Consider the following 21584-nt stretch of genomic DNA (forward strand, 5'->3'; position numbering starts at 1 on the left):
CATTGTATCTTGATATTGATGACGAAATAGCCCTAGAAGCAGATAGTATCGGCTTATTCATGGGACAAGAATTCACACGAATCCAACTAACCGGAACAATAAACGGAACCAACACAACATTCGCACTCCCCAGCCCATACTACCCCATCTACCCCAAAAACAGCAGGTCTATCCTACCATTAACTAAGGACGTGGTAGTAGAAACCCTGAAAGGCACCACCTATACCGTGGTAGCAGTAACCAGTGTGGATCTTATCACGGACCCCGATACCCTGGACGAAGTATATGGAGCTGTAACCCTAACCACAGCCCCCACCAGTGAAGGCGCGGACAGCGTTCACATGACCGCGGTGGAAGAGTTCGAACCCTTCATCGTAGGAAATGTTGAACCTGAGGATGAACAGGACGTCACTGAGATACCCCGGATATTCAGCAAAAACAAGATCACCAGTTACGGAGCCATCACAAGCAAAATCAAAGCCGACCTAACCATCAGCCAAAACTCACTCCAGGTCCTACAGAAATTCGGATGGAGACCCATGGTCAGTGGAGACGACGGATACAGTGACCTGCCAGTTGGGTATAGTGGGTTGGTGCGCAGAACTCAACCTGAAAACCTCTACGCTTACCTGGCCATAGTAGTAGATGAAGTGATAATAGGAAGGGTCTACTACCAGAACGTGAAGGTCCCGGCTAAACTCCCATCCGTGAAAGCAGGTGAACAACTGACCTTGTCAGTTGAGATGAGCGCAGGGGAAGCAGTGTGGATCGTTAAAGACCCAACCTAAAAACCCCCCCCCTTTTTTATTTTAGTATTCTATGAGGAAAGGTGAAAACATGGTAGAAATACCTAACCTATACCCCGAACAGGAATTAATCATCAACGGCAACCCCGTACTGATAGGAAGTTACTCTGGATACGATACAACCTATACCGTACCATTACAACAGTGCAAAACACAACTCCCAGAACTAATACGAAAAGTATCCATCTTTAAGAGTATCCAGAACAAGATAAACGCCCAAAAGAAGGATAACGCAGAATTACAGGATGAAGACGTTATGACCTACCTTCAGGAAATGGATGATGACGACTTCAGTGATGAAGAGATCCATGAACTGATGGAAGCCGCTGACAAGGTGCATGAACTAAATGCACAAATCGAAGAATACAGTGAACTATTAGCACAGCGGGGGTTGAAACGGTTCTATTACAAAGATGAACCTGAATATATCCAAGCTGATATAGATAATAATTTAAAGAACTATCTTGATTCTCTGCCCACCATCAAAGCCAGTATGGACGATTTTAAACTAATAGCTAATACTATGATTGAACTTGGAGGGCCAAGTGAAAAGTTGTTGCGGGCTGGGGCTGATAAGGGAAAGCCAAAGAAAAAGAGAGGCCCACAGTCCAAGAAGAAATAAATCAATACCGAAAAATCTTCACCAGCGTTGCCCACCATTCAGGATGGTCTCTTAATTATGTGCTTAACCAGAGCATTCATTTGACTTGGGATGTCCTGGAGGGGAATTTGCCACCGGAGAAGCCAGGTGAGAAAACTGAGAAGGAATTAAGGGAGGAAGCTGCCTTTTTGAAGAAAGCTAATCTTAAATTGCAGAGTGATATGAGAGGGGATTAACCTCTCTCGACTGCGTTTATTAATCGTTCCTGCCTCCACGCCTCCTTCTTTTTATTTAAATCATAATAAGCCACCAATGCTCCTATCACTCCAATAGGAAACACGAATATTAAGGCCAGGATTATCCATATCGCTGTGCCACGACTAAGTTGTGGCTCCGGAAGGTAAGGTGCCCCACACTCTGGGCAATATTTAGTTTCAGGATCTGTAAGTTGTGTCCCACATTCTGGGCATTTAGTTTCTAATTTTTTTATGAAAGTTCCCATGATAATTCACACCCTTATTATCTTTTTAGTATTTTCTTATTATTCAAATTTACCCTTTTTGAGGTGTTCATTATAACCGATAAAGAATTAGGCATCAAGGTCTCCGCGGAAATAGATGAGGCTATCAGCCAACTCCAAGAATTAATCAGTACTATCCAGGACATACCTGACACCACCACAACCACCGTCGAGGTAGAGGGGTTAGAGGATATTGCTAGTAGTGCGTCGGAAACCGAGATAAACCTCCAACAAGTAGGGGAGGCCGCGGCTTTTGCTAATAGTGGAATAAGTGAAATAGATCCATCCACACTCGATGAAGTGACCAGCTCATCTACTGAGGCCGATAGTGCATTACAGGCATTACAGGAGGCGGCGGCTCATGCGGGTATGGACATATCCAATATAGACCCATCGGCTATACATCAAACTGCTGATGGAGCAGAACAAGCAGCCGGAGCCGCCGAAGACATGGGGGAAAGTTTCGGCATAGTAGGAACTGTCATAAGTGGATTAATCGGATTAGGCATAGTCGAATGGTTCGATAGTATAATCAACGCCGCGGGAAACTTCCAAGATAGCTGGCTAAGATTAGGAGTGGCCATGGATGGCACCGCTGGAAGTATGGATGCCATGCAGCAAGAGTGGGGATCCGCAATAGATAAGATGCGTGATAACACGGGCCGAAAAGCAGGGGACATCAGGGAATATATCACTCAGATGGGACTGGCAGGGATTAAAAGTGAAGATGAACTAGTTGGATTATTCACAGGAGTTAGTGGGGCCGCCTTTGAAACAGGGAACAGTATCGCCGGGGTTAGTAACATGATTAGCCGGGCTGTTCTTCAAGGTAAACGGCTCCCTATGGTTTTAACTCAACTAAGGATTAGTAGTGATGATGTACTCCAAGCCACTGGGAAGAGTGTTCAGGAATTAACCGCTTTGTTTCCTAATCTTACGGCTGCTGAGCGTGCCAGTTATATGGAGGCCATTATTGGATTCAAATATGCCGGGGGCGCGGCTGATGCTTATAAAAGGAGTTGGGAGCATGTTAAGGATGCCCTTAGTGCTGCTTTTGATTATTTGAGTCGGATATTCGGTTCTCTTATACTCCCGATTGTTGTCCCGGTTCTTGATGTTTTAACTGGGCTTTTATCTGCAGTGGCGGGGGCTATTGATGGGATCGCAGCCCCAATTAAGTCAGTTATTGGAGGTGTCCTATTATTCGCGGGAGGAGCATCTACTTTACTCCTTGCTTTTACTCCACTCGTTAAGATCCTTGGGATGGTGTTAAATCCATTACTTGGTATGTTTGGTTTGGAGTTAGCTAGCGCAGGGTCGATAGCCGCGGGCCTTGGAGGTATTTTATCAGGGCCTGTGGGTTGGGCCTTACTTGCTATCACTGCCACTATTGCAGCTGGTATCTACATCTGGCAGACTTGGAGGGAGGAAGTCATTGCCCTTAAAGATGCCCTTATTAGTGGGGATTGGGGGTCTGCTGCATCCTTGATAGGTGATGCTTTCAGTTACCTTGGAAGTGCAATATGGAATGCTCTTGAAGGTGTTGGAGAGTACATCTGGAACTTCTTCGCATCTCTACCAGCAAGGATAGGAAACGCTGCCAGTGGATTGATCGGATTGGGGAATAAGGTTATTCATTGGATTGTGGAGGGGTTAACCAGTCTAAGTGGCTGGTTGAACACCATCCTCATGGGAATGCTTGAGGAAATGGCACCAAGCGCCGAAGCAGGGGGTCAGGCCGCGGGGGAAGCTGGAGGAAAAAGCTTGATTGATGGTTTACGGGATTGGATTATTGAGAATGGTCCCACTATTATGGATAGTATAACGACCACATTCATGACCCTCCTACCCCTTATTATCCAGTTGATCTGGCAGATACTCACCATAATTGGTTTAACATTGGCTCAGGGAGCGGCCCAGGCGGGGCGTGGCTTTGTCACAGGTCTGGTTCAATGGTTCCAGCAACTCCCCGGCCGGGTGTGGGGGTACCTTATGCAAACCCTCAACAACGTGGCCTACTTCAGTGGCTTTATGATTGGCTACGCCACCAGGACCGGACTCCAGTTTCTACGTAACTTAACCTCATTTATCCAGCAGTTACCAGGCAGGGTGTGGGGTTTCTTACTATCCACTATTGGACGTATCCGTTCTTTCGCATCACAAGCCCCCGGGTTGGCCCGGAGTGCAGGGAGTCGTATTACTAGTGGACTTATCGGAGCCATCACGGGGTTACCAGAAATGGTGTATGGTATATTACTCCAGATTTATCACAAACTCAGTAGCGTGGGTGGTACATTGTATAATGCAGCCCGGAACCTGGGTGCGCAGATATGGGAGGGTTTCAAAGCCGGACTCGGCATAGCCAGCCCATCATACCTCGAACGAGCCATGGATGCCATAATAGCTAAAAGCCACCAGATGCCTGTGGAGATGCTAAAAGACGCCCAGAGACTGGCAGGGATAAACTGGCAAAGTGGCGCCCCGAATATAGAGAACATCACACAAGTAACGAACCCCGCGGGGCAATTAACCGTCACCCATAAAGTTGACCTGATCAATGTACCCTCTGGTAATAGTGACCGGGCCATAGCAGATATGGTGAGCCGGGCAGTGACTGACAGGACGGTCCTGGACAGGATAAGCCGGGGCTTATATAATGGAGTATCCAGGAATAGAAGAAGCCAGGGAGTATAAAATTATGAGTGATGAAATAACAGTTAACCCTTATACTTGGAGTTTGGAGGGGGGGAATATGATGCCCCTCGAATTAGAGGCCCTCGCGGACACCACCCCCTTCACCGCCACGGATTGCACCCTTACGGTGGAGTCCGCGGAGACCATTGATGGCCATAGTCTAAGGAAGTTGAAGGTGGAGGGAGCATGGTAGACACCGGTTACTATTACCCCGCAGTGGTGGTTTCACACCACGATGCCACACCATATTGGAGTAACCCCGGTTATATACAGGATGCGGAGTGCACCGGGGTAGATGAGGGGGAAACAAACACCGGCAGTTTCCCCCATGCGACCCTGAACATGACCAGCGGAGTCCTTAGTGATGGGTTGCGGAGTACGGATTATGGCTTCACCATCCCAGGGAATAGTCGGATAGATGGTGTTACTGGGAAGACAGTCCGGAGCGGAGCCTTTATCCGTGATTTCATTACCCAATTATATGTATATAATCCATTGACTGGGGCTACTACTGGTTTGGCGAATAAAGCCAAACACCGGGCCCGTACCGATGGATACTTCCTAGTGGACACCTATGGCTCCACAAGTGACTTGTGGGGGGCATCCTCTCTCACCCCTGAACAACTTAACAGCGGGGCGATGGGGTTATGGTGGCGTGGTGCTCATAACGATGGCGGGGTTAAGCCTGCGTGGCACCATTGCCTGGCCTTGAAGGTGGAGTATACTAACCCCACTTATTCCCTGGTGTCTACGTTACCTGATGTGGCGTTACAAGGGGATATAATCAGTTACAATATCACATTGGAGGCTACGAATAGTATCGACCAGGGTGTCCCGATACCCGTGGAGGTCCCGATACCCGCGGGTTTTACTCTCCTTGATTATTTTAGTAGTGGTGATTATGACACGGAGACGGATACTTGGACTCCTGTGTTAGATGAGAATTATGAGGCTCTTCTTGTTTTAGTCGTGCAATGCACTGGCAGTGGATTACAATCGCAGACGGTTACTGAAACGGAGTTCAGCACCACGGTTACGGACACCTGCAATATTTTAACGAGTGATGTGGGGGATGTTCACACCGCCACGGCCCTGATAGACGATAGTATCACATTGGCTAATTTGGAGGATGGTGAAACCTATACCCTGAGTGCGTATATGAAACTCCACGACACCGGATATGCAGGAGTTTATACTGGTATCTATAACCACAGGATAGCCGTGGTGAACGGTGATGAACTACTGGGTAGCCGGGTGACCACGCAGGACACCTACCAACGCGTGGCCGTGTCCTTTGTGTATGATGACACCGAAAACCTAACCCTCAAATTATACGGACAATACGAAGGTGTCTCCACAGTTGATGATGAATACTGGGCAGGATTCGCACTTAAAAAGGGCAGTGACAGCACCTACACCGCGGCGGGTAACCTACTCGCGGATCCGGATGCTTTATTAGGTGAAGTCACTCCCACCCCTGTAGTCCTACCTGCTAGTGAGGAAAGCGCGGAGTACAGATACACCTTCCCCGTATCGGTCCTAAGTGGGGATAATCCTAAGGTCACTGGATTAGAGTTATCCCTTGTATGTGAGGACACAGATGGAGTGGAGGTGGTGGTAACTGTGGCTAGTAGTTCAGGAGCTACTGGGGACACTAAGAGCAGCACCCTCTCCGGGGAGTTCGCTTCCATATTATTCGGGGATGACAGTGACCTGTGGGGACTATTGACCAGTGACATCATAGGCCAGGAGTTAATTTTTGACTTATCTTTCAATAACACCACCCTCTCAGAGATCACACCCAGTTTCAGTAACCTACTCCTCACTGTTTATTATTATGAGGATGTGACAGAGGGCTGGACCGGGCTAACCTATAATGGGGAGCATAGCAGCACCTACCGGGCCAACCTCACCAGTAATAGTCATGATGTGGGGGCAGAGGTGGATCTCAAGACCCTTAACCTCACGGGCAGGGATGGAGAACTCATCACCGGGAGTGACATAAAATTGAAGGAGATCAAGGAAGAGTTCATCATAGAAGTGGAGACCCTGGAGGAAGGCTACAGTCTCCTCCGTGATATAAAAGGATGGCTAAGTAATGAACGGAACACCAGCCACATACCCATCCCCTGTGAACTGGTTTTTGATTATGAGCCAGACCTCATCTACCTGGCCATAGTAGATGGGGTGATAGCTGTAGAGCTAGACTATCCCCTTATTAAATGTGAAGTCACTTTCCTAATCCCTGATGGCTTAGCCTACATAGAACAGAGCACTGGGAGCGTGGGGACTAATAATGGTCTTAACCACCCCCGGCCAGTGGTTACCATGGTCTGTGATGGAAGCTCCGCGGTGGTGTTAACAGAGTCAGAAGAAAGCCAAGTCCTCACTATAAACCACACCATCAGTAATGGGACAGTCATCACCATAGACTGTGAAGAAAGGACAGTCATAGACAGTAGTGATAATGACCTCACTGGGTATGTATCCCTGGATAGTATCTGGCCAGTCATCTATAAGGAGTATGATTTTAGCTCTTCCACTGGTGGATTAATCCAGGGAGTCACTTACAGGGAGGGATATTAAATCCATGAATGATCAGTTAACAGTAGCGGTCCTGGACCAGGATGAGCAGCTCCTGGGATACCTGGACCCAGATGTAGTCCAGATCTCAGAAGTAGATGAACTGGGAAGCCTAAGGAGTCTTACAATAACCCACCCCCTACTGGATACTCAGGCCCTGACTCTGGGTCCTTATGCCACCCTCCTTGTCCATGGTAATAAACTATGGAGACCTGTGACAGGGGATGGTGACAGCTGCTTATATGTGATTATAGATAAGCGGACCATAAACCCAGAGGATAACACCATCACAGTAGTAGCAGAGGAAGCCGCCACAGAACTATCCCAGCTCCCCCCGGTGAGGATTAGTGGGATGGCGGACTTTCCTGATGACTTCGAGGATGGAAGTTATAATGGTTACCGTGACCTTAAGTACCCAATATGGACTGTCCAGGGAGGAACCGCGGAGGTCACCAACACCAGTCCCATAAGTGGAACCTATAGCCTGACCCATCTGGGCAGTGGCTCAGACACTTTAAATAATAGGATGTACTGGGTAAGTGATGAAACAAATTATATGCTCCACTTCAACATTAAACTCCTCAGTTATGGCGCGGGAAGTAGTGAACCTTATTTCAAATTTTTTGCTAGATACCAGGACAGTAACAACTACCTGGCCCTGGAGATGAGGTATGAGAGCAGCATCCCCACCATGTACGTATTTCTCAGACGCGTAGTGGGAGGGGTGTCCACCATCCTGGCCACTTATAACTGGGGGAGCACCCGGTGGGCAGTGGGAGGGACTCATGCTTTCCACATCTATGACAGTGGCAGTAACTTTACTTTCATCCTGGACAGCACCACTATGATAAATTACAATTATAGTGGAGTTAGTTTCACTGGAACCCAGAAGGGAGTGGGAGGGAACTATACCACTAAATGGATGCTGGATGACTTCAGCTTCACAGGTAACACTCCAGACATCCAGACCATCACCGTAGATAATACCTTCCTCACCCGCCTCCTGGGGGACTACTTCACCATAGGCACCGTGGAAGGCACTGAAACATTCACTTATCAGGGCACGGTAGGAATCCTAGCCCTCCTCAGAGAGATAGAAGCCCAGACTGGTTATGAATTCCAATTCAGATACACTTGGGATGGAGTGAATAAACGTATAATACGGTACCTGGACTTCCTGGAGGAACGCGGAGAAACACACCCCACATCCATCGAGATAGGATATAACACTGGGAAAATCACCACAGAAGAAGATGAAGGAGACGTGGCCATAGCAGCCTCACCAGTAGGAGCCCCCAGCAGCACAGACACCACAGAGAACACCATGACCTTCCACCAGGCCAGAAGATACTGGGAGGGCCTGGCAGTATCCACCACCACCCAAATACCACTCTGGGTGACTAAGGATGGTGATGGAGTAGAAGTGAATGGACCACTAGTCTATCCACCATACAATAAACTAGTGAACACTAATTACGTGAGTAGCCTGGACCAGGATGAGAGCAGCGCAAATTATCAGGAAGTCCAGAAAAAAGATGGAACCCCTGGCAGCGCTCCCAGAACCGTCCTTTTTGAGTCCACCGAGACTAATAAATACAATCTCTACTGGCTCTGCGTAGACAAGATCAGAGAGTGCCTCCACCCAGTAGTAGCTGTGGACGCGGAAGTTGTGGACATCCAACGCCTACAAGGAGGAAGTACTGCCCAGTACAATGTGGGAGACACGGTCCCTGTCCAACTCCCAGACCGCGCTACTATAATCACCGCCAGAGTAACTAAGACAATTAAAGATCCACGGACTCCAGCGGGTGATACAATAGAATTAGGGAATTATGTCCTGGACTTTTATGGAGACTACCTCAAAGTAGGACGGCTGGGTAAGAGCCCATTTATTGAAGTTTAAAAAAAAAATAATGAAGGATTTTAATATCTATTTATTTTTCATTTTTTCTGTATTTTACACTAAAATAAAAGCAGTAGGAGGAATTAGTGAACATGATAAACCAATATAATGACCCAAATAAGAACGGAACCGGCAAACAAGGCCGAAGAGACCTACAAGGAAACAGCCACGGCCCCTATGTGGTGCCTGTTCCATTTGTTGTGAAAGAATCATTCGACGAAAGCGACCTCACCGGCGGGGAGTACACCCTAACTGAGACGTATGGGGATAATATAGGCTTCGGAATCTACAACAACAACACTGCGAACACATTAACATTCACAATCGGGACAATATCAATACCAGTCCCCCCTGAGAAGTCTTTTTATGGGGTGTTTGAAACTGAAGACACGATCACGGTGACCGGTACCGGCCTGGATTTTGACGCTTTTGTGGAAGGATAAAAACTTGGAGGGGTGGATTTTAGATGCCTGAGTTCAGTGATGATTTTAGTGAGGCCGCTTTAGACTCCCGGTATTGGATTCTGAATAATACATCATACCTATATAACCCGGGATGGGGGGCCGGGGCCCCTAATGGAGCGGTTCTGGATACTGTAAATGACCGGTTGAAGATGAAGGCTTCAACCTCCTTTAATGGGGGTTATGCTGACTTATTCCTTCCCCTGGAGGATGGATTCACCCTAACTTTTGATGCCTATGCAAATATCACTAGTGGGGGCCTTTTAGTATGCTGGAAACAGCTCGCAGGGGATAACAGTTACAATATAAACTGGCAGTTGGAACAGGCAGGGAAGATAGTTGTGACTCACCGGGTGAACGGGGCTTCAACTGTTTTAGGCACTTATTCAGTATCTCCTTTAAATGGCACTATTGAGATCAGTGTTTTAAATCAGGTTTTAACTGTTAAATATAACAATAACACTATTTATTCAGGGGCTTTTACTGAGACACCGGATAATTTCATCACTTTTTACTGTTCAGGGTGGCAGACTTGCTATATTGACAATGTGCATGTTGATTATGTTAACACTGAGTGCACCGCTCTATTTAGTGCCTCTAGTGTTAGTGGGATGGCTCCTTTAACTGTTAATTTCACAGACCAATCTTTAAACTCCCCTACCTCCTGGTTATGGGATTTTGGAGATGGGGGGACTTCAACAGAACAGAACCCCTCCCATGTATACACTGCAGAGGGGACTTATACGATTACTTTAACAGCAACTAACAGCTCAGGGTCAGATTCTGAGGTTAAAACAGGTTATATAAGTGTTGTGGATTATGGTAAGACGGTTTTAGCTACTAATGTTGGTGAACCTGAGATCGCTGTTTATGGAGTGGTGGATGGCTTCCTTTATTGGGGGGGTTTATGGCAGACTAGTCAATTGGGGCATGTCTTCAAAACTAACATATCTACAGGAGTCACTACTACCTTAAAAACAGGGGTTATGCTTGCTAACTGGCAGGGTGGAGTGATTAATGGAATGATCTACACTTCTGGGCAGGAGGACACCCCCGGGGTAGGAACCCCCACCGGGGGGAGATATGCTAAGGCAGTTATTCAGAGTATCAACCCCGCTACTGGAGAAGTGATCAGAGCGTATCACCCTGACACTGATGACTGTAATGAGTTTATGGCTTTTGGAACTGATGGGGAGTTCATAGTTGTAGGGGAGAGGCCGGGGTATCCTGGGAATACTGCTAACTCAGATTATCCTGATGGATCAGGTATCTGGAAGATCCCTATAGCTACCTTCACTGACACCGGTACATGGGTTAGAACCTGGGAGGATCCTAATTTATGGTCTCATCAGAATGTGCTGAAGTTAGGTAACACATGGTATCTCCTGATAGATAATGGGGAAGGTTATTGTGATTGGAGGGTGGTGAAGAGCACTGACTTGATTAATTGGACAACTGAATTGGATTTAGGTGAATATGCCAGTTATTCATTTAATGAGAGCTGTTTGATTAAGGCAGGGGAGGGGATGGTATTGTTAGCCCCCCACATGGATGATCAGTTCCATTTATTCCGGTATAATGGCTCCTGGACTAATGTTGACCTTGATATTGATATCCCCTCTGACATTAACTTTATAGAGGGGGTATATGACCATTACAGGGATAAAATAGTGTTTGTAGTGGGGAACTGGGACTCTAAAGTTTGCAGCATATATGAATGTAATGTTGACGGTACCGGTTTAAGAGCCCTATTCACTAATCAACCCGGCCTTTTGAACATGGTACCCTCCCTTTTGGGGAGCAGCGTTATTTATCTGAGTGATAATGGTAGGAAGGTCAATATCCCCCTCCCATTTTGTTACACCACTAGCAGCAATGCAGAAGTTCAAGTATTATCTTTTGTAAGGAATGTTAAAACCAGCTCTCGCATTATCCCTAAATTAAGGAAGAGGACAATAGGATGGGAATAATTTAGTGAAGGACGGAAATTCACATCATCATGAAAAACCCAGCAATCAAACCAAACTACAATAAACAGAGGAGGAGATAGAAAAAAAGATAATAAAAAAGAATTTTGTTTTTACTCAGATTCTCCTAACAAATAATCAATCTTTTTAATTAAATTCTCAGACATTAAATGCACACGTTGGGTTGTAGCATGTTTTAAAGTTCCTTTGTCTGCTTTTAATATAGCTTTATCTATATCTGAAAGGTCATCTGCGTACAGAAACTGATCTACCCAATATCAGAAATTCGTTAGGATCCGATATTTCTTTTATATATTTTACTTTCATTCCAAAATCACTCCATTTTTGTTCTTATTAAAATTGTTATAGTTATTATTCTACTTTAAATTTTTTGGAGGAGGATTAATTTGAGAATTGATAAAAACAACATCACAGACGCAGAAACCCGTATAAGGAACTTCATAAAAGAGAACAATAGGGAACCCAACACTGTAAGACTAAGGGACATGGACACCAATAAGGATGTGAACATTCCCATCCGGCAGGTGAACGGCCTCTTCTTCAACATATACACATTCTGGCTCAAACAGGGTCGGTACCCGAACTATGCTACATTGAACATTGAGAAGAGTGAACCTACAATTCAGAACTTTCAGGACAACGCCTATAATTGTTGTCCAACCAGTCTTTCCATGGCCTCAACGAAGTTATTCAAACCCGTCACCGAGGCAGAGGCCGCCAGGGTCCTTGGCACTACTCGGAACGGGACCAGTCCAGCCAATCTCATCGCGAATGCCCCTAAGTTGGGGTTCCGCGTAGTGGCTATGAACCGGGCTCCCGCTAATGTAGCAGCTGCACTCGGGGAGTATAAAGCTGTGTTGTGCCACTACCAAACCGGCCCAGCCGATTGCAGCGGATTCATCAATGATTACGGCCACTACTGCCTAATCAAAAGTGTAAGTAGTGGTAAGTATACTATCCTTGACCCTACCAAAGGACAATACCAATGCAGCACTGGGGTGATGGACCAGGCCACCAATGGCCGTGATTTAAAATACTATGCTGTCTCAGTAATCTAAAAATTGTTTTTTCCTGGTTCTTTTTTTCCTCATAGAAAGAACACATAATCCCCTATCATGAATTAAATATTCGTGGTGGGGGGGTCTTTTTCATTCTTAGAAAATAAAGGATATAGGTGAGGGGGTGTGAGGGTATAAATGATCGGATAGGATGAGCACCCCCTCAAGGAAAAATATCTATTTAGCATCACCTTAAATCCTTCCCTTCCCCTGGATTTCGAAAACTATTTAAAACGAGAATAAATTTAGGGATGGAAAGGGGATGGACAACCTCTCCACAAAGTAAAAGTAGGGTATAGTAGATGTCTGGTCATGTGGAGAAAAATTAGCCACCCCTCTCGACATGATATACATTACATGTTGCAGTATTTAAACTGATCCAGAAAATATTAACCCAATGAAAAGAAATTATACACCCTGTACTACACTGAAGTACAAACCAATTGCTCCAACAGAAAGTCTACATACTCTTGGCTCATTACTCAATTGCGCTTAGGAGTAAGGATAGAGTATGGACTTCATAAAGGTAATGCCAAAATCTATATATATTGGGATCCATAAGGTATTATGTCAATCAAAGACAAGCGTTTTTTTAGAATTCAAAGGTACAGCACACACTGAGGGGAGTGGAATGAATGATACTTCATGAGAGTATTGTCGTTGCTCAACTAAATGATGATATTACTATATTGGGAGATGAACATGGACAATCACTCCCTAATGAAGTTATTAATGTATTAAAATACATCTGCAAAAATTTCGCTAGTTATATCCTAGTTGACAATGCATTTATCCAATTTCTTTACAGAGAGCTGCGCAAAATTAGGGTAGAATACGGTCGGCGAAATTTAGAAAGACAGATTGAAGATATATCCCCTCTTTTTAGAGAAGACCCGGAGTTAACTGTTTTCTCAGTGCTTGATGGTGAAGACCTCTATGACCTGGAATAGGGGAGAGGTGTGGTGCGTAAACCTTACACCTTCAGCTGGAAGAGAAATGTATGACCCTCATCCAGCGGTTGTCGTTAGTGCTGATGCGTTTAATCTCTTTGCTTATAGAATAATTGTACCAATTACTACTTGGAAACAAGAATTCAAGGGTAAATCTTTCTTTGTTAAGATAAATGCCAATAGCAGAAATGGCCTTGATCATGGTTCCGCAGCTAATGTTCTTCAAGTAAGATCAGTTGATGCCAGTGAAAGGTTTATAAATAGATTAGGAACCTTAACAGATCCTCAAATGGATAAAATAGAAGAAGCACTTTGCATTATAATGGACTTACCATTTAATCCTTAATTCTTGCCTGGGGGATTTTTTAATGAATGATGAGGAAATCAGGATAAATATCCTTGAAACTCTTTATGATTACAGGAAGGAACATAGCAATTTTATGCCACCTGGTTTGCTTAAAATGGTAATAAATGTGAAGGACTACGAATTAGAATTGAATGTGGAAGCCTTGAGAAAAGGAGAATATGTGCAAGCTTCACCAAGAATGGGGGAGTTACCAGACCTTAAAATTACAAGTAAAGGTGTTGATCTACTTAAAAATGGAGGCCAATTTAACTCAGAAAATCTTATAAACATTGCCCCTAATAGTCCAGGAGCAATACAAGGTTTCAATGTATCAATTACTGCTTCTCATAGTTTCAACCAAGTTTATAAAGTAATCAATCAAAAAAATCCTTCTGATAAGGATACAATTCTTGAATTAGTTGAATCCATTGAAAATGAGCTTAAAAAAGATTCTCTTAATAAACCAAAAATAAAAGCAATATATGATTGGATTCAACAAAATTATCAGTGGCTTATCCCCACATTAGCTCCAATAATGGTGAAGATATTGCTAAACAAATAAGTTACTCATCTTTTTGAGCAAAAAAATAGATTTACTTCTATTCTTTAACACCCTGTCCTATATGGATGGGTTCTTTTTCACCCACTGCTTTTTTCTCTTTTGTTGTGGTGTGGAGGTATGCATCAAGATATGACTGTGAGGGTTCTTTTTTTACTAGTTCGTTGATGTTGCGGTCTATCCTGTGGACGTTTTGCATGATCCTGGGCCAGTAGCTGATGAGTTTCCAGTCTTCATCTCTGTCCAGGTGTAAATCAATCAGAGTGATAGTGTCTATGCGTCCATTATAGACAGATATACCCGGCTGAATTCCTCCCGGGTGAATACGATAACTTCTTCGTGTTCATTGAACATTTCAGGGCTTGTTATCTTGGCGTGTCGTCCTTGGGGTGTTCCTTCACTAAACCTCATAAAAATTTACCTCCTGGGAATATAGATCCCTGTGGCATGTTATCTGAGATTTGTCCAAGAGCACATGATAAGTAAAAAAAAATTAATCTACAATCTTTTCCAAAACTATTATCTGACACCCTGCACAAACTTATCATTCACCCGAGGATATTGTGAAGTACAAATCTGCATAGCTTTAAATATCCTGCATCAGAAAAATAAAGACACGACCATCAATTTTAGATTATAAAATTTGCGGAGGATATTAAATTGGCAGAAGGCCTGATAAGAATTGTTTTAGACATATTAAAACCCCATGACCCGATTTTACCCCACTTCGCCACATTCTTGAGTAAATTAAGAGGTGTGGAAGGGGTGAATATTACCCTGATGGAAATTGACAAGGAAACTGAAAACATCAAGGTTACCATGCAGGGTAATGACCTGGACTTCGACGAGATCACCCGTGCCATAGAGGAGTACGGTGGATCCATTCACAGTGTGGATGAAGTAGTGGCCGGACGGACCATGGTAGAAGAAGTTACTACTCCGCAGGATTAGATAACATGCCCCGCAAAATGAAAATTTCTCCAAGATCAATATTGGAAGAATTTTCATCTGAAGAAGATATATCTAAGGCTCTACCGTTAGATATTTCTACTTCCCACCTGGCTGATGCCCTGAAGAATTTAACAGGATCAGCCCATGTAGTTCCGGGAGTAAAATCCATAAAAAATGGGTTTAGTATTTGGGGGGAAGTGGTGACTGCTCACACCAGTTCCAATGATTGGGGAACCGTTTTAAAGGCCATAGACCTGGCAGATGCAGACAATATACTATTTTTAAAATCTGAAAATGACCAAAAGGCGATATGGGGTGAATTAACTTCCAAAGCAGCTCAGAATAAAAAAATTAAAGGCACCATAGTCTTTGGAGCTGTTAGGGATGTTTCTGCAGTTAGATCTATGAATTATCCCGTTTTTTCACGAGCAATAGTTCCCAATGCCGGCGCCCCTCTTAATGAAGGCGAAGTAAACATTCCACTACAACTTGAAGATTTAACGGTGTACCCTGGAGATTTTGTAATGGCCGATGATGGTGGTGTGGTTGTGGTTCCCCAGGATATGCTTCTTGAAACCTTGAAAGAATCGCTGAAAATTAAAGATACCGAAGAAGAAATTTTAATACTCCTCAACCAGGGTCAGTCTCTTTCTAATATCTTAGATATTTAGAATCGGGGTTTTAAATGAGTGACACTTTTGAATCCATACGTAAACACAAATGGAAAATAATTTTTACATTTGCTCTATCTTTCTTTCTCATATTCACCATTTCATTCCTGATAGGAATTGATGACGTCATCATCGCCCTTGAAAAGGCCAGTTGGGAATATATTTTGATAAGTTTCGTTTTAGAAGCTTTAATAATACTTATCTGGACCCTGAGGTGGAAAATCATCCTGGACGTGGTGGACCAAGCCCCTAAATTCAGTACTATTTTAGCTATGCTCTTTGCCAGTTTGTTTGGGAATAATATTACTCCCAGTGCAGCTGGAGGAGAACCTTTACGAGCCTATCTCCTGCGGGAAGTGGAGGGGATGCCCTTTGAGATAGGATTCGCATCTTCTACTGCTGATCGGGTGTTTGAGTTTTTACCCTTTGTATTGATATCCATAATATCGGCGGTTTCTGTTCTGAGTTGGAACTTACCACTTTTTACCAAATTCATTGTGACATTAATGATAATATTCTCCCTGATACTCTTTGGAATTCTCATATATGCGGGTTTAAACCGAAAGGTCACCCAGAGAATTGTTATCCGCCTGGCCAGGTCAGTTTATCCATTTTTTGTACGATTGGCCAAAAATCCCCTGACCTTTGGAGAAGTTGCTGAAAAACTGGTTTTCTATATCAGTCGTTTTTCCAGTGGTTTTAAAACCGCCCTTAAAGACAGGAAGGTTTTTATTATTGGATTTATTCTTTCTTTCTTTATGTGGGGCCTCGATATGTTGCGAATGTATGTTTGTTTCGCTTCTTTAGAAGTTTATCCCCCCATATCTCCTTTAATAATTATTTACACCATTGGAATTCTCATTTCACTTCTTCCACTTCTTCCAGGTGCCTGGGGAATAAGAGAAGTGACTCTGATAGGCCTGTTTGCCGTGGCAGGAATCTCTGCAGATATAGTTATGGCGGCCAGTCTGATCGACCGTTTGGGCAGTTACATCCTTCCCACCATTATTGGTGCCTTAACTGCCTTTTACTACGGGAAAAAAGTAAAAAACATGGGGCGGAGGCCCTCATCTTCAGAGGCATGAGTTGCTACCCCAGACCACTTGTTATTAAAAGTATCGAAACATTTATATAGTAGTTCCCAGAAATAATGGTATATAAACATTTCGGTTTAATTGAATGAAGAAGCTAGGAAACATACTTCAAATCTCCAACCGGGGTCGAATTATATTAAGATCTGCACAAACACCCGCTTTTGGTCTGCCTGTTTTTACTAGAGAAGAAAAAAAATTGGGGCATGTGCACGACATATTCGGACCCACCAAGGACCCTTATATCTCAGTTAAGGTTCATGCTAAAAATTCTAAAAATCTTGATAACAGAGTTGGAGAGACCCTATATATACCCAGCTACTCCAAAAAAGCCAGCAAGAAATGGGGGCGAAAAAAACGAAGCAAGAAGTAATGGAAAAGGATCCCGAAAAAGACGAATTAAAGACCGAAATTTCGGGAAAAGAACAGATGAAACAGGACATGTCTGAAATTGAAAATGCTGAAACCAAATGTCCTGAATGTGAATCTACAAAACTTATTAACGACCACGAACGGGGAGAGATCGTTTGTGGTAGTTGTGGACTGGTAATTGATGACAACCTGGTGGACATGGGCCCGGAGTGGAGGGCCTTCGACCATGAACAACGTGATAAAAGAACCAGGGTAGGAGCACCCCTTACCTACACCATCCACGATAAAGGGTTAAGTACCATGATCGACTGGAGAAACAAAGACATCTACGGTCGAGACATCCCTGCCCGTAACCGTGCTCAATGGTACCGTCTCCGGAAATGGCAGAGAAAAATCAGAATCTCCGGAGCCACCGAACGTAACCTGGCCTTTGCCCTATCAGAACTGGACCGTGACTCATCCAGACTGGGGCTACCCCGAAGCGTCCGAGAAGCTGCTTCTGTTGTATATCGTAACGCTGTGGAAAATAAACTCATCAGAGGTAGAAGTATCGAGGGCGTGGTAGCTGCATCCTTATATGCTGCCTGCCGTCGCTGTAACGTTCCTCGAACCTTGGATGAGATTGCAGAGGTATCCAGGGTTAGTAAAAAAGAAGTTGGTAGAACCTACCGTTTCCTGACCCGAGAACTGAACATAAAACTACCACCCACCTCCCCAGTGGACTATGTTCCCAGATTCGCCAGTGAACTGAACCTTTCTGGAGAAGTCCAATCTAAGGCCATAGAAATTATAGAAAAGGCCATGGAAAAAGGTCTGACCTCCGGTAGAGGACCTACAGGTGTGGCCGCAGCAGCCCTGTACATCGCATCGGTGCTCCTGGGTGAGAGAAAAACCCAGCGCGATGTGGCAGATATCGCCGGGGTAACCGAAGTTACCATCCGTAACCGGTACAAGGAACTAACCGAACAGTTAGACATGGGTGTGACACTATAGTCACTCCTTTCTTATTTTATTTAGCTTAAATTAATTTTACAATTTTATTGAACATATTTTAAAGTCCATCTAAAATATTTAATCTTTCTAACTCTTTTTTCAGCACCTTATGGAGACTTTCAGCCCCAATTATCTCTTCAGAACCTATTTCCCACTTTGATGGATGCAAAATGAAAGGTCGTGACTGTTCCCCACCCATACCCCCATGGCTGCCCACTAACTCCTCAAAGGCAGCTACTTCGCCGGTCTCAACGTAGTAGGTGCTGTTAACCAGAAGGTCAGGGGTATACTGGAATGTGTTAGTGCGGATGAGATGTTGCGCTGCAGTGCTGCCAAATGGTTTCAATGGGTCTTCTCCTTCTAATGAACCGTCACTCAGGTAATTTACTCCATTGTAACCAATGGCCATTGGCCCGTTTTCCTCAGATTGAACCATTATAAATCCCACCCCTTCATGCCGGGCTAAACCCGGTATTAGATCCGGGTAGAGGGTTTTAATCTGTTCAAAACTCAATCTCTTTTCATGTTCGGTTAAATAAATAAGACCCAGATTTCCGGAAGCCAGCACAATTACCTGAGCATCTTCTGATTTTAAATCTTCCTTTGAAGGAGTAGGGGCCATTTTGTGACGTTTTAAATATTCCATGACCCTTCCTTTAACCACCGGGGATTCATCAATCTCCTTAACAGCTTGGTTAAAGATAGATTTACCCTGGTAAGTGACTGAATTCTTTTTAGCCCTTAAATATTGTTTTCCATCCTGGAAAGGCCCCTGTATGGCTTGACCAAAGTGGTCTTCGTTGGAGGATAATTCGCTGTAGATGCGGGTTTCTGGAGGCATTAACTCCTGTACCAGTTCTTCTAATGTTTTTCCATAGCGTTGTCGGAAAGTGGATCCATTGGTCTGGCCGTGGTCAGACTGAACCACCAAGTAGTAGGGGCGGGGAGCATATTTTTTGGCCTGCTCCAAACGGCGGAACTGTTTATCCAGCTTACTGAGGGCATAAAAGGAGTCCCAATCCCTGGTTCCGGAGTGGTGAGCTATTTCATCATATCCCAAGTAGGTCACGTAGCCCACATCTATTTTTCCCTCTAAGATATCTCCTATTAAAATAGCAGTGGTTACTTCTCGTAAGAAAATGTTGGCTCCCGCCCTTACTAAGGGGTAGGTGAAACCACGCCTGATTCTGGGCTGGATATTCTTAGCCCAGTGCAGGATCTGGGAGGTGAAGTCCAAAAGAACATCCCATAAGAACAGGGCCAAAATCCGGGCAAAGTTGGAGGGGTTAGAATATACATAGTACCATGCTCTGCTGTAGAACCTTTTAAGGTCCTTTAGTTGGCTGTAGGTGAATACCACATCTTTTGCATCCCCTGAAAATAGATTGGAGCGACTAGCGCCCCGGCAGAAGAGAAGACCTTTGCCATTGGAAATGCGTCCTTCTATCTCCGGTGCATCAGACAACCCGGTGGAAACCATTATCCTGTTATTGTTATTTTTCTCAACCCAGCGGAAGGCAGGTATATCCTGGTTATTCCCGTGAAGAATACCGGCCTGGCTGGCTCCGGTCTGGCTGGAGAGGTCAGTTTCCCAGGGAGTGATTATATGGCTCCCCGTATCTAACCAGCTTTTCAACGTAGGCATATTCCCCTTTTTCAGAGCATCCTTCAATATGGTCTCGGCCAGGCCATCTATCTCCAAAAAAATAACGCCGGGTTTATTGTGTTTTGATTTCTCTCCCTTTTTGACATCTTTTCTTATAACACTTCGATAGTAGGTAGCATCATCATCAATGGTTAAAGCAGCTGAAAGAAGAGCAGTGCAGGCAGCCATGGTAATTGGAGTTAATATGAGGGCTAGTCCTTCAATTGAAAACCCCATCAAGATATCGCCAGCCACCCACAAAAGTAATGCATTAAGCAAGAGTGCTCCAAACCCTACGGTGAATACCATGAATGGGAGTAAAATACGTGACAATATGGGCCAGAAAAGGGCGTTTAAAAGACCCACCGTACCAGCAGCCATTAAAGCCGTCTGCCAATTGTCAAACTTTAAACCCAGAGAAAGAGCATCTATGATTATGAAGCCCAAAAATCCACCTATCCAGATGGTGAGAGTGCGACCTACCCAGTAAAACCGGGGTGGTTTGTATTTCTGGTTATACTCCCCCACCATCCTCACCTTGACATTTTAAAGTGAACATGGTAATTTCCGGAGGGCAGTTTATCCGCAGCCAGAACACGTTAGTTCCCAGGCCACGGCTGGTGTATTGAACCATATCTTTCACCTGATACTTGCCTACCGGATATTTGATAAAATGTGGGCCTCTTATGAAGGTACCCAGGCCGGGTATGAGGAACTGGCCACCATGGGAGTGTCCGGATATCTGTAGACTGAAACGTCCGGTGGTGGAGCTTATATCTGCAAAATCAGGTTCATGTGCCAGTAAGATGGCCGGACCATCTTCCGGGAGTTTTTCCATTACCAGATCCAGCCGGTGTTTATCAAGCATCACACTATCCACCCCGGCAATGTGCAAGGGAGCTTTTTTCCGGAATAAGGTGTGCACATCGTTGCTTACATCTATTATGTTACAGGCCCGGAGTATGCTCCGTATCTGTGCTGCCCCTAACCAGTGGTCATGATTTCCCAAAACCGCGAAAGACTCATCTTTTGGTTTTAAAAAATTCAGGGCAGACTCTAAATCCTCTGAAACATCATCCAGAATGTAAGAAACAAAATCTCCAGTTATGGTTATTGAATCGGGTTTTTCCTGGTTAACCAGATTCACAACCCCCTCCAGGTGTTCAGCAGTAATCCATTGGCCTAAATGAATATCAGAAATATTTGCCAGGCGATAACCATCAAATTTACGGTCCATAGAAGGTATGATCACTTCCACTTCCTCCACCTGGAAGTCCTCATGATTAAATTCTGATTTTACTACCTTTTCTCGCCAGCGCGTCATTCCCCTCTGGACTTTTTGCATATATTTCAGGGCTTTAGGTTCCTTTTCTTTCATAATTTCTAGACTTC

At 44.5% G+C, this 21584-nt stretch carries 23 protein-coding genes; 18 read left to right on the forward strand and 5 right to left on the reverse strand.

Features of this window, described 5'->3' with window-relative positions:
- Nucleotides 1-2: 2 nt before the first annotated feature.
- The 3 genes from FGU46_RS03380 (at nucleotide 3) to FGU46_RS03390 (ending at nucleotide 1643) form a co-directional block, all read left to right on the forward strand.
- Nucleotides 3-788: a hypothetical protein gene (locus tag FGU46_RS03380; RefSeq protein WP_286476548.1), complete on the forward strand. Its 786-nt coding sequence runs from the start codon at nucleotides 3-5 to the stop codon at nucleotides 786-788.
- 49 nt (nucleotides 789-837) lie between these two features.
- Complete coding sequence (locus FGU46_RS03385) at nucleotides 838-1428, forward strand: hypothetical protein (RefSeq protein WP_286476549.1); 591 nt, start codon at nucleotides 838-840, stop codon at nucleotides 1426-1428.
- An 80-nt stretch (nucleotides 1429-1508) separates the two neighbouring features.
- Nucleotides 1509-1643, forward strand: a complete 135-nt coding sequence (locus FGU46_RS03390) for a hypothetical protein (RefSeq protein ID WP_286476550.1) — start codon at nucleotides 1509-1511, stop codon at nucleotides 1641-1643.
- Here FGU46_RS03390 and FGU46_RS03395 read toward each other — a convergent pair.
- Nucleotides 1640-1909 (reverse strand): zinc ribbon domain-containing protein, encoded by a 270-nt coding sequence (locus FGU46_RS03395; protein ID WP_286476552.1) that lies wholly within the window; start codon nucleotides 1907-1909, stop codon nucleotides 1640-1642. The genes FGU46_RS03390 and FGU46_RS03395 overlap by 4 nt on opposite strands.
- 63 nt (nucleotides 1910-1972) lie before the next feature.
- Between FGU46_RS03395 and FGU46_RS03400 the strand changes: the two genes are divergently transcribed.
- The 10 genes from FGU46_RS03400 to FGU46_RS03445 all read left to right on the forward strand — a co-directional run bounded on the left by FGU46_RS03400 (nucleotide 1973) and on the right by FGU46_RS03445 (nucleotide 14472).
- The gene (locus FGU46_RS03400; protein ID WP_286476553.1) at nucleotides 1973-4621 is read left to right on the forward strand and encodes a phage tail tape measure protein; all 2649 of its coding nucleotides are present in this window, start codon (nucleotides 1973-1975) and stop codon (nucleotides 4619-4621) included.
- A 58-nt stretch (nucleotides 4622-4679) separates the two neighbouring features.
- Nucleotides 4680-4814, forward strand: coding sequence for a hypothetical protein (locus tag FGU46_RS03405; RefSeq protein WP_286476554.1), 135 nt, complete (start codon nucleotides 4680-4682; stop codon nucleotides 4812-4814).
- Nucleotides 4808-7207, forward strand: a complete 2400-nt coding sequence (locus FGU46_RS03410) for a distal tail protein Dit (RefSeq protein WP_286476555.1) — start codon at nucleotides 4808-4810, stop codon at nucleotides 7205-7207. Before FGU46_RS03405 ends, FGU46_RS03410 begins: the two co-directional genes overlap by 7 nt.
- Before the next feature lie 4 nt (nucleotides 7208-7211).
- Nucleotides 7212-9107, forward strand: coding sequence for a phage tail protein (locus FGU46_RS03415; RefSeq protein ID WP_286476556.1), 1896 nt, complete (start codon nucleotides 7212-7214; stop codon nucleotides 9105-9107).
- An 86-nt stretch (nucleotides 9108-9193) separates the two neighbouring features.
- The gene (locus FGU46_RS03420) at nucleotides 9194-9550 is read left to right on the forward strand and encodes a hypothetical protein (RefSeq protein WP_286476558.1); all 357 of its coding nucleotides are present in this window, start codon (nucleotides 9194-9196) and stop codon (nucleotides 9548-9550) included.
- Nucleotides 9551-9573: 23 nt separating this feature from the next.
- Nucleotides 9574-11538, forward strand: a complete 1965-nt coding sequence (locus FGU46_RS03425; RefSeq protein ID WP_286476559.1) for a PKD domain-containing protein — start codon at nucleotides 9574-9576, stop codon at nucleotides 11536-11538.
- Between the two features lie 404 nt (nucleotides 11539-11942).
- Nucleotides 11943-12614, forward strand: coding sequence for a cysteine peptidase family C39 domain-containing protein (locus tag FGU46_RS03430; RefSeq protein ID WP_286476560.1), 672 nt, complete (start codon nucleotides 11943-11945; stop codon nucleotides 12612-12614).
- Nucleotides 12615-13249: 635 nt separating this feature from the next.
- Nucleotides 13250-13564 carry a hypothetical protein gene (locus tag FGU46_RS03435; RefSeq protein ID WP_286476561.1) on the forward strand — a complete coding sequence of 105 codons (315 nt, stop codon included), beginning with the start codon at nucleotides 13250-13252 and terminating at the stop codon, nucleotides 13562-13564.
- The gene (locus FGU46_RS03440; RefSeq protein ID WP_286476562.1) at nucleotides 13551-13910 is read left to right on the forward strand and encodes a type II toxin-antitoxin system PemK/MazF family toxin; all 360 of its coding nucleotides are present in this window, start codon (nucleotides 13551-13553) and stop codon (nucleotides 13908-13910) included. Before FGU46_RS03435 ends, FGU46_RS03440 begins: the two co-directional genes overlap by 14 nt.
- A 22-nt stretch (nucleotides 13911-13932) precedes the next feature.
- Nucleotides 13933-14472: a hypothetical protein gene (locus tag FGU46_RS03445; protein WP_286476563.1), complete on the forward strand. Its 540-nt coding sequence runs from the start codon at nucleotides 13933-13935 to the stop codon at nucleotides 14470-14472.
- A gap of 37 nt (nucleotides 14473-14509) precedes the next feature.
- On the opposite strand, the gene FGU46_RS03450 is transcribed toward FGU46_RS03445, so the two are convergent.
- Nucleotides 14510-14668 (reverse strand): hypothetical protein, encoded by a 159-nt coding sequence (locus FGU46_RS03450; RefSeq protein WP_286476564.1) that lies wholly within the window; start codon nucleotides 14666-14668, stop codon nucleotides 14510-14512.
- Nucleotides 14669-14742: 74 nt separating this feature from the next.
- Nucleotides 14743-14880 carry a hypothetical protein gene (locus FGU46_RS03455; protein ID WP_286476565.1) on the reverse strand — a complete coding sequence of 46 codons (138 nt, stop codon included), beginning with the start codon at nucleotides 14878-14880 and terminating at the stop codon, nucleotides 14743-14745.
- A 249-nt stretch (nucleotides 14881-15129) separates the two neighbouring features.
- Between FGU46_RS03455 and FGU46_RS03460 the strand changes: the two genes are divergently transcribed.
- From FGU46_RS03460 to FGU46_RS03480, 5 genes are all read left to right on the forward strand, one after another.
- Nucleotides 15130-15420 carry a DUF211 domain-containing protein gene (locus tag FGU46_RS03460; protein WP_286476566.1) on the forward strand — a complete coding sequence of 97 codons (291 nt, stop codon included), beginning with the start codon at nucleotides 15130-15132 and terminating at the stop codon, nucleotides 15418-15420.
- 5 nt (nucleotides 15421-15425) lie between these two features.
- Complete coding sequence (locus FGU46_RS03465) at nucleotides 15426-16091, forward strand: RraA family protein (RefSeq protein WP_286476567.1); 666 nt, start codon at nucleotides 15426-15428, stop codon at nucleotides 16089-16091.
- Nucleotides 16092-16105: 14 nt separating this feature from the next.
- Nucleotides 16106-17176, forward strand: coding sequence for a UPF0104 family protein (locus FGU46_RS03470; protein ID WP_286476568.1), 1071 nt, complete (start codon nucleotides 16106-16108; stop codon nucleotides 17174-17176).
- Nucleotides 17177-17270: 94 nt separating this feature from the next.
- The gene (locus tag FGU46_RS03475; RefSeq protein ID WP_286476569.1) at nucleotides 17271-17555 is read left to right on the forward strand and encodes an H/ACA ribonucleoprotein complex subunit GAR1; all 285 of its coding nucleotides are present in this window, start codon (nucleotides 17271-17273) and stop codon (nucleotides 17553-17555) included.
- Between the two features lie 56 nt (nucleotides 17556-17611).
- Complete coding sequence (locus FGU46_RS03480) at nucleotides 17612-18547, forward strand: transcription initiation factor IIB (RefSeq protein WP_286478521.1); 936 nt, start codon at nucleotides 17612-17614, stop codon at nucleotides 18545-18547.
- A 58-nt stretch (nucleotides 18548-18605) separates the two neighbouring features.
- Here FGU46_RS03480 and FGU46_RS03485 read toward each other — a convergent pair whose 3' ends face one another.
- Both FGU46_RS03485 and FGU46_RS03490 read right to left on the reverse strand, forming a co-directional pair.
- Nucleotides 18606-20723 carry a phage holin family protein gene (locus FGU46_RS03485; protein WP_286476570.1) on the reverse strand — a complete coding sequence of 706 codons (2118 nt, stop codon included), beginning with the start codon at nucleotides 20721-20723 and terminating at the stop codon, nucleotides 18606-18608.
- Entirely contained in the window at nucleotides 20707-21570 is an 864-nt protein-coding gene (locus FGU46_RS03490; RefSeq protein ID WP_286476571.1) for a metallophosphoesterase, read from the reverse strand. Before FGU46_RS03490 ends, FGU46_RS03485 begins: the two co-directional genes overlap by 17 nt.
- Nucleotides 21571-21584 lie beyond the last annotated feature (14 nt).

The sequence above is a fragment of the Methanobacterium sp. CWC-01 genome (assembly GCF_030323845.1).
Lineage (GTDB): Archaea > Methanobacteriota > Methanobacteria > Methanobacteriales > Methanobacteriaceae > Methanobacterium > Methanobacterium aridiramus.

Excerpts from the sequence above, each read along its gene's own strand:
- FGU46_RS03395 (WP_286476552.1), bottom strand. The coding sequence starts at position 1,909 with ATGGGAACTTTCATAAAAAAATTAGAAACTAAATGCCCAGAATGTGGG.
- FGU46_RS03450 (WP_286476564.1), bottom strand. The coding sequence starts at position 14,668 with ATGCAAAACGTCCACAGGATAGACCGCAACATCAACGAACTAGTAAAA.
- FGU46_RS03435 (WP_286476561.1), top strand. The coding sequence starts at position 13,250 with ATGATACTTCATGAGAGTATTGTCGTTGCTCAACTAAATGATGATATT.
- FGU46_RS03440 (WP_286476562.1), top strand. The coding sequence starts at position 13,551 with ATGACCTGGAATAGGGGAGAGGTGTGGTGCGTAAACCTTACACCTTCA.
- FGU46_RS03465 (WP_286476567.1), top strand. The coding sequence starts at position 15,426 with ATGCCCCGCAAAATGAAAATTTCTCCAAGATCAATATTGGAAGAATTT.
- FGU46_RS03445 (WP_286476563.1), top strand. The coding sequence starts at position 13,933 with ATGAATGATGAGGAAATCAGGATAAATATCCTTGAAACTCTTTATGAT.
- FGU46_RS03410 (WP_286476555.1), top strand. The coding sequence starts at position 4,808 with ATGGTAGACACCGGTTACTATTACCCCGCAGTGGTGGTTTCACACCAC.
- FGU46_RS03485 (WP_286476570.1), bottom strand. The coding sequence starts at position 20,723 with ATGGTGGGGGAGTATAACCAGAAATACAAACCACCCCGGTTTTACTGG.
- FGU46_RS03415 (WP_286476556.1), top strand. The coding sequence starts at position 7,212 with ATGAATGATCAGTTAACAGTAGCGGTCCTGGACCAGGATGAGCAGCTC.
- FGU46_RS03385 (WP_286476549.1), top strand. The coding sequence starts at position 838 with ATGGTAGAAATACCTAACCTATACCCCGAACAGGAATTAATCATCAAC.
- FGU46_RS03405 (WP_286476554.1), top strand. The coding sequence starts at position 4,680 with ATGATGCCCCTCGAATTAGAGGCCCTCGCGGACACCACCCCCTTCACC.
- FGU46_RS03425 (WP_286476559.1), top strand. The coding sequence starts at position 9,574 with ATGCCTGAGTTCAGTGATGATTTTAGTGAGGCCGCTTTAGACTCCCGG.
- FGU46_RS03455 (WP_286476565.1), bottom strand. The coding sequence starts at position 14,880 with ATGAGGTTTAGTGAAGGAACACCCCAAGGACGACACGCCAAGATAACA.
- FGU46_RS03480 (WP_286478521.1), top strand. The coding sequence starts at position 17,612 with ATGAAACAGGACATGTCTGAAATTGAAAATGCTGAAACCAAATGTCCT.
- FGU46_RS03470 (WP_286476568.1), top strand. The coding sequence starts at position 16,106 with ATGAGTGACACTTTTGAATCCATACGTAAACACAAATGGAAAATAATT.
- FGU46_RS03490 (WP_286476571.1), bottom strand. The coding sequence starts at position 21,570 with ATGAAAGAAAAGGAACCTAAAGCCCTGAAATATATGCAAAAAGTCCAG.
- FGU46_RS03475 (WP_286476569.1), top strand. The coding sequence starts at position 17,271 with ATGAAGAAGCTAGGAAACATACTTCAAATCTCCAACCGGGGTCGAATT.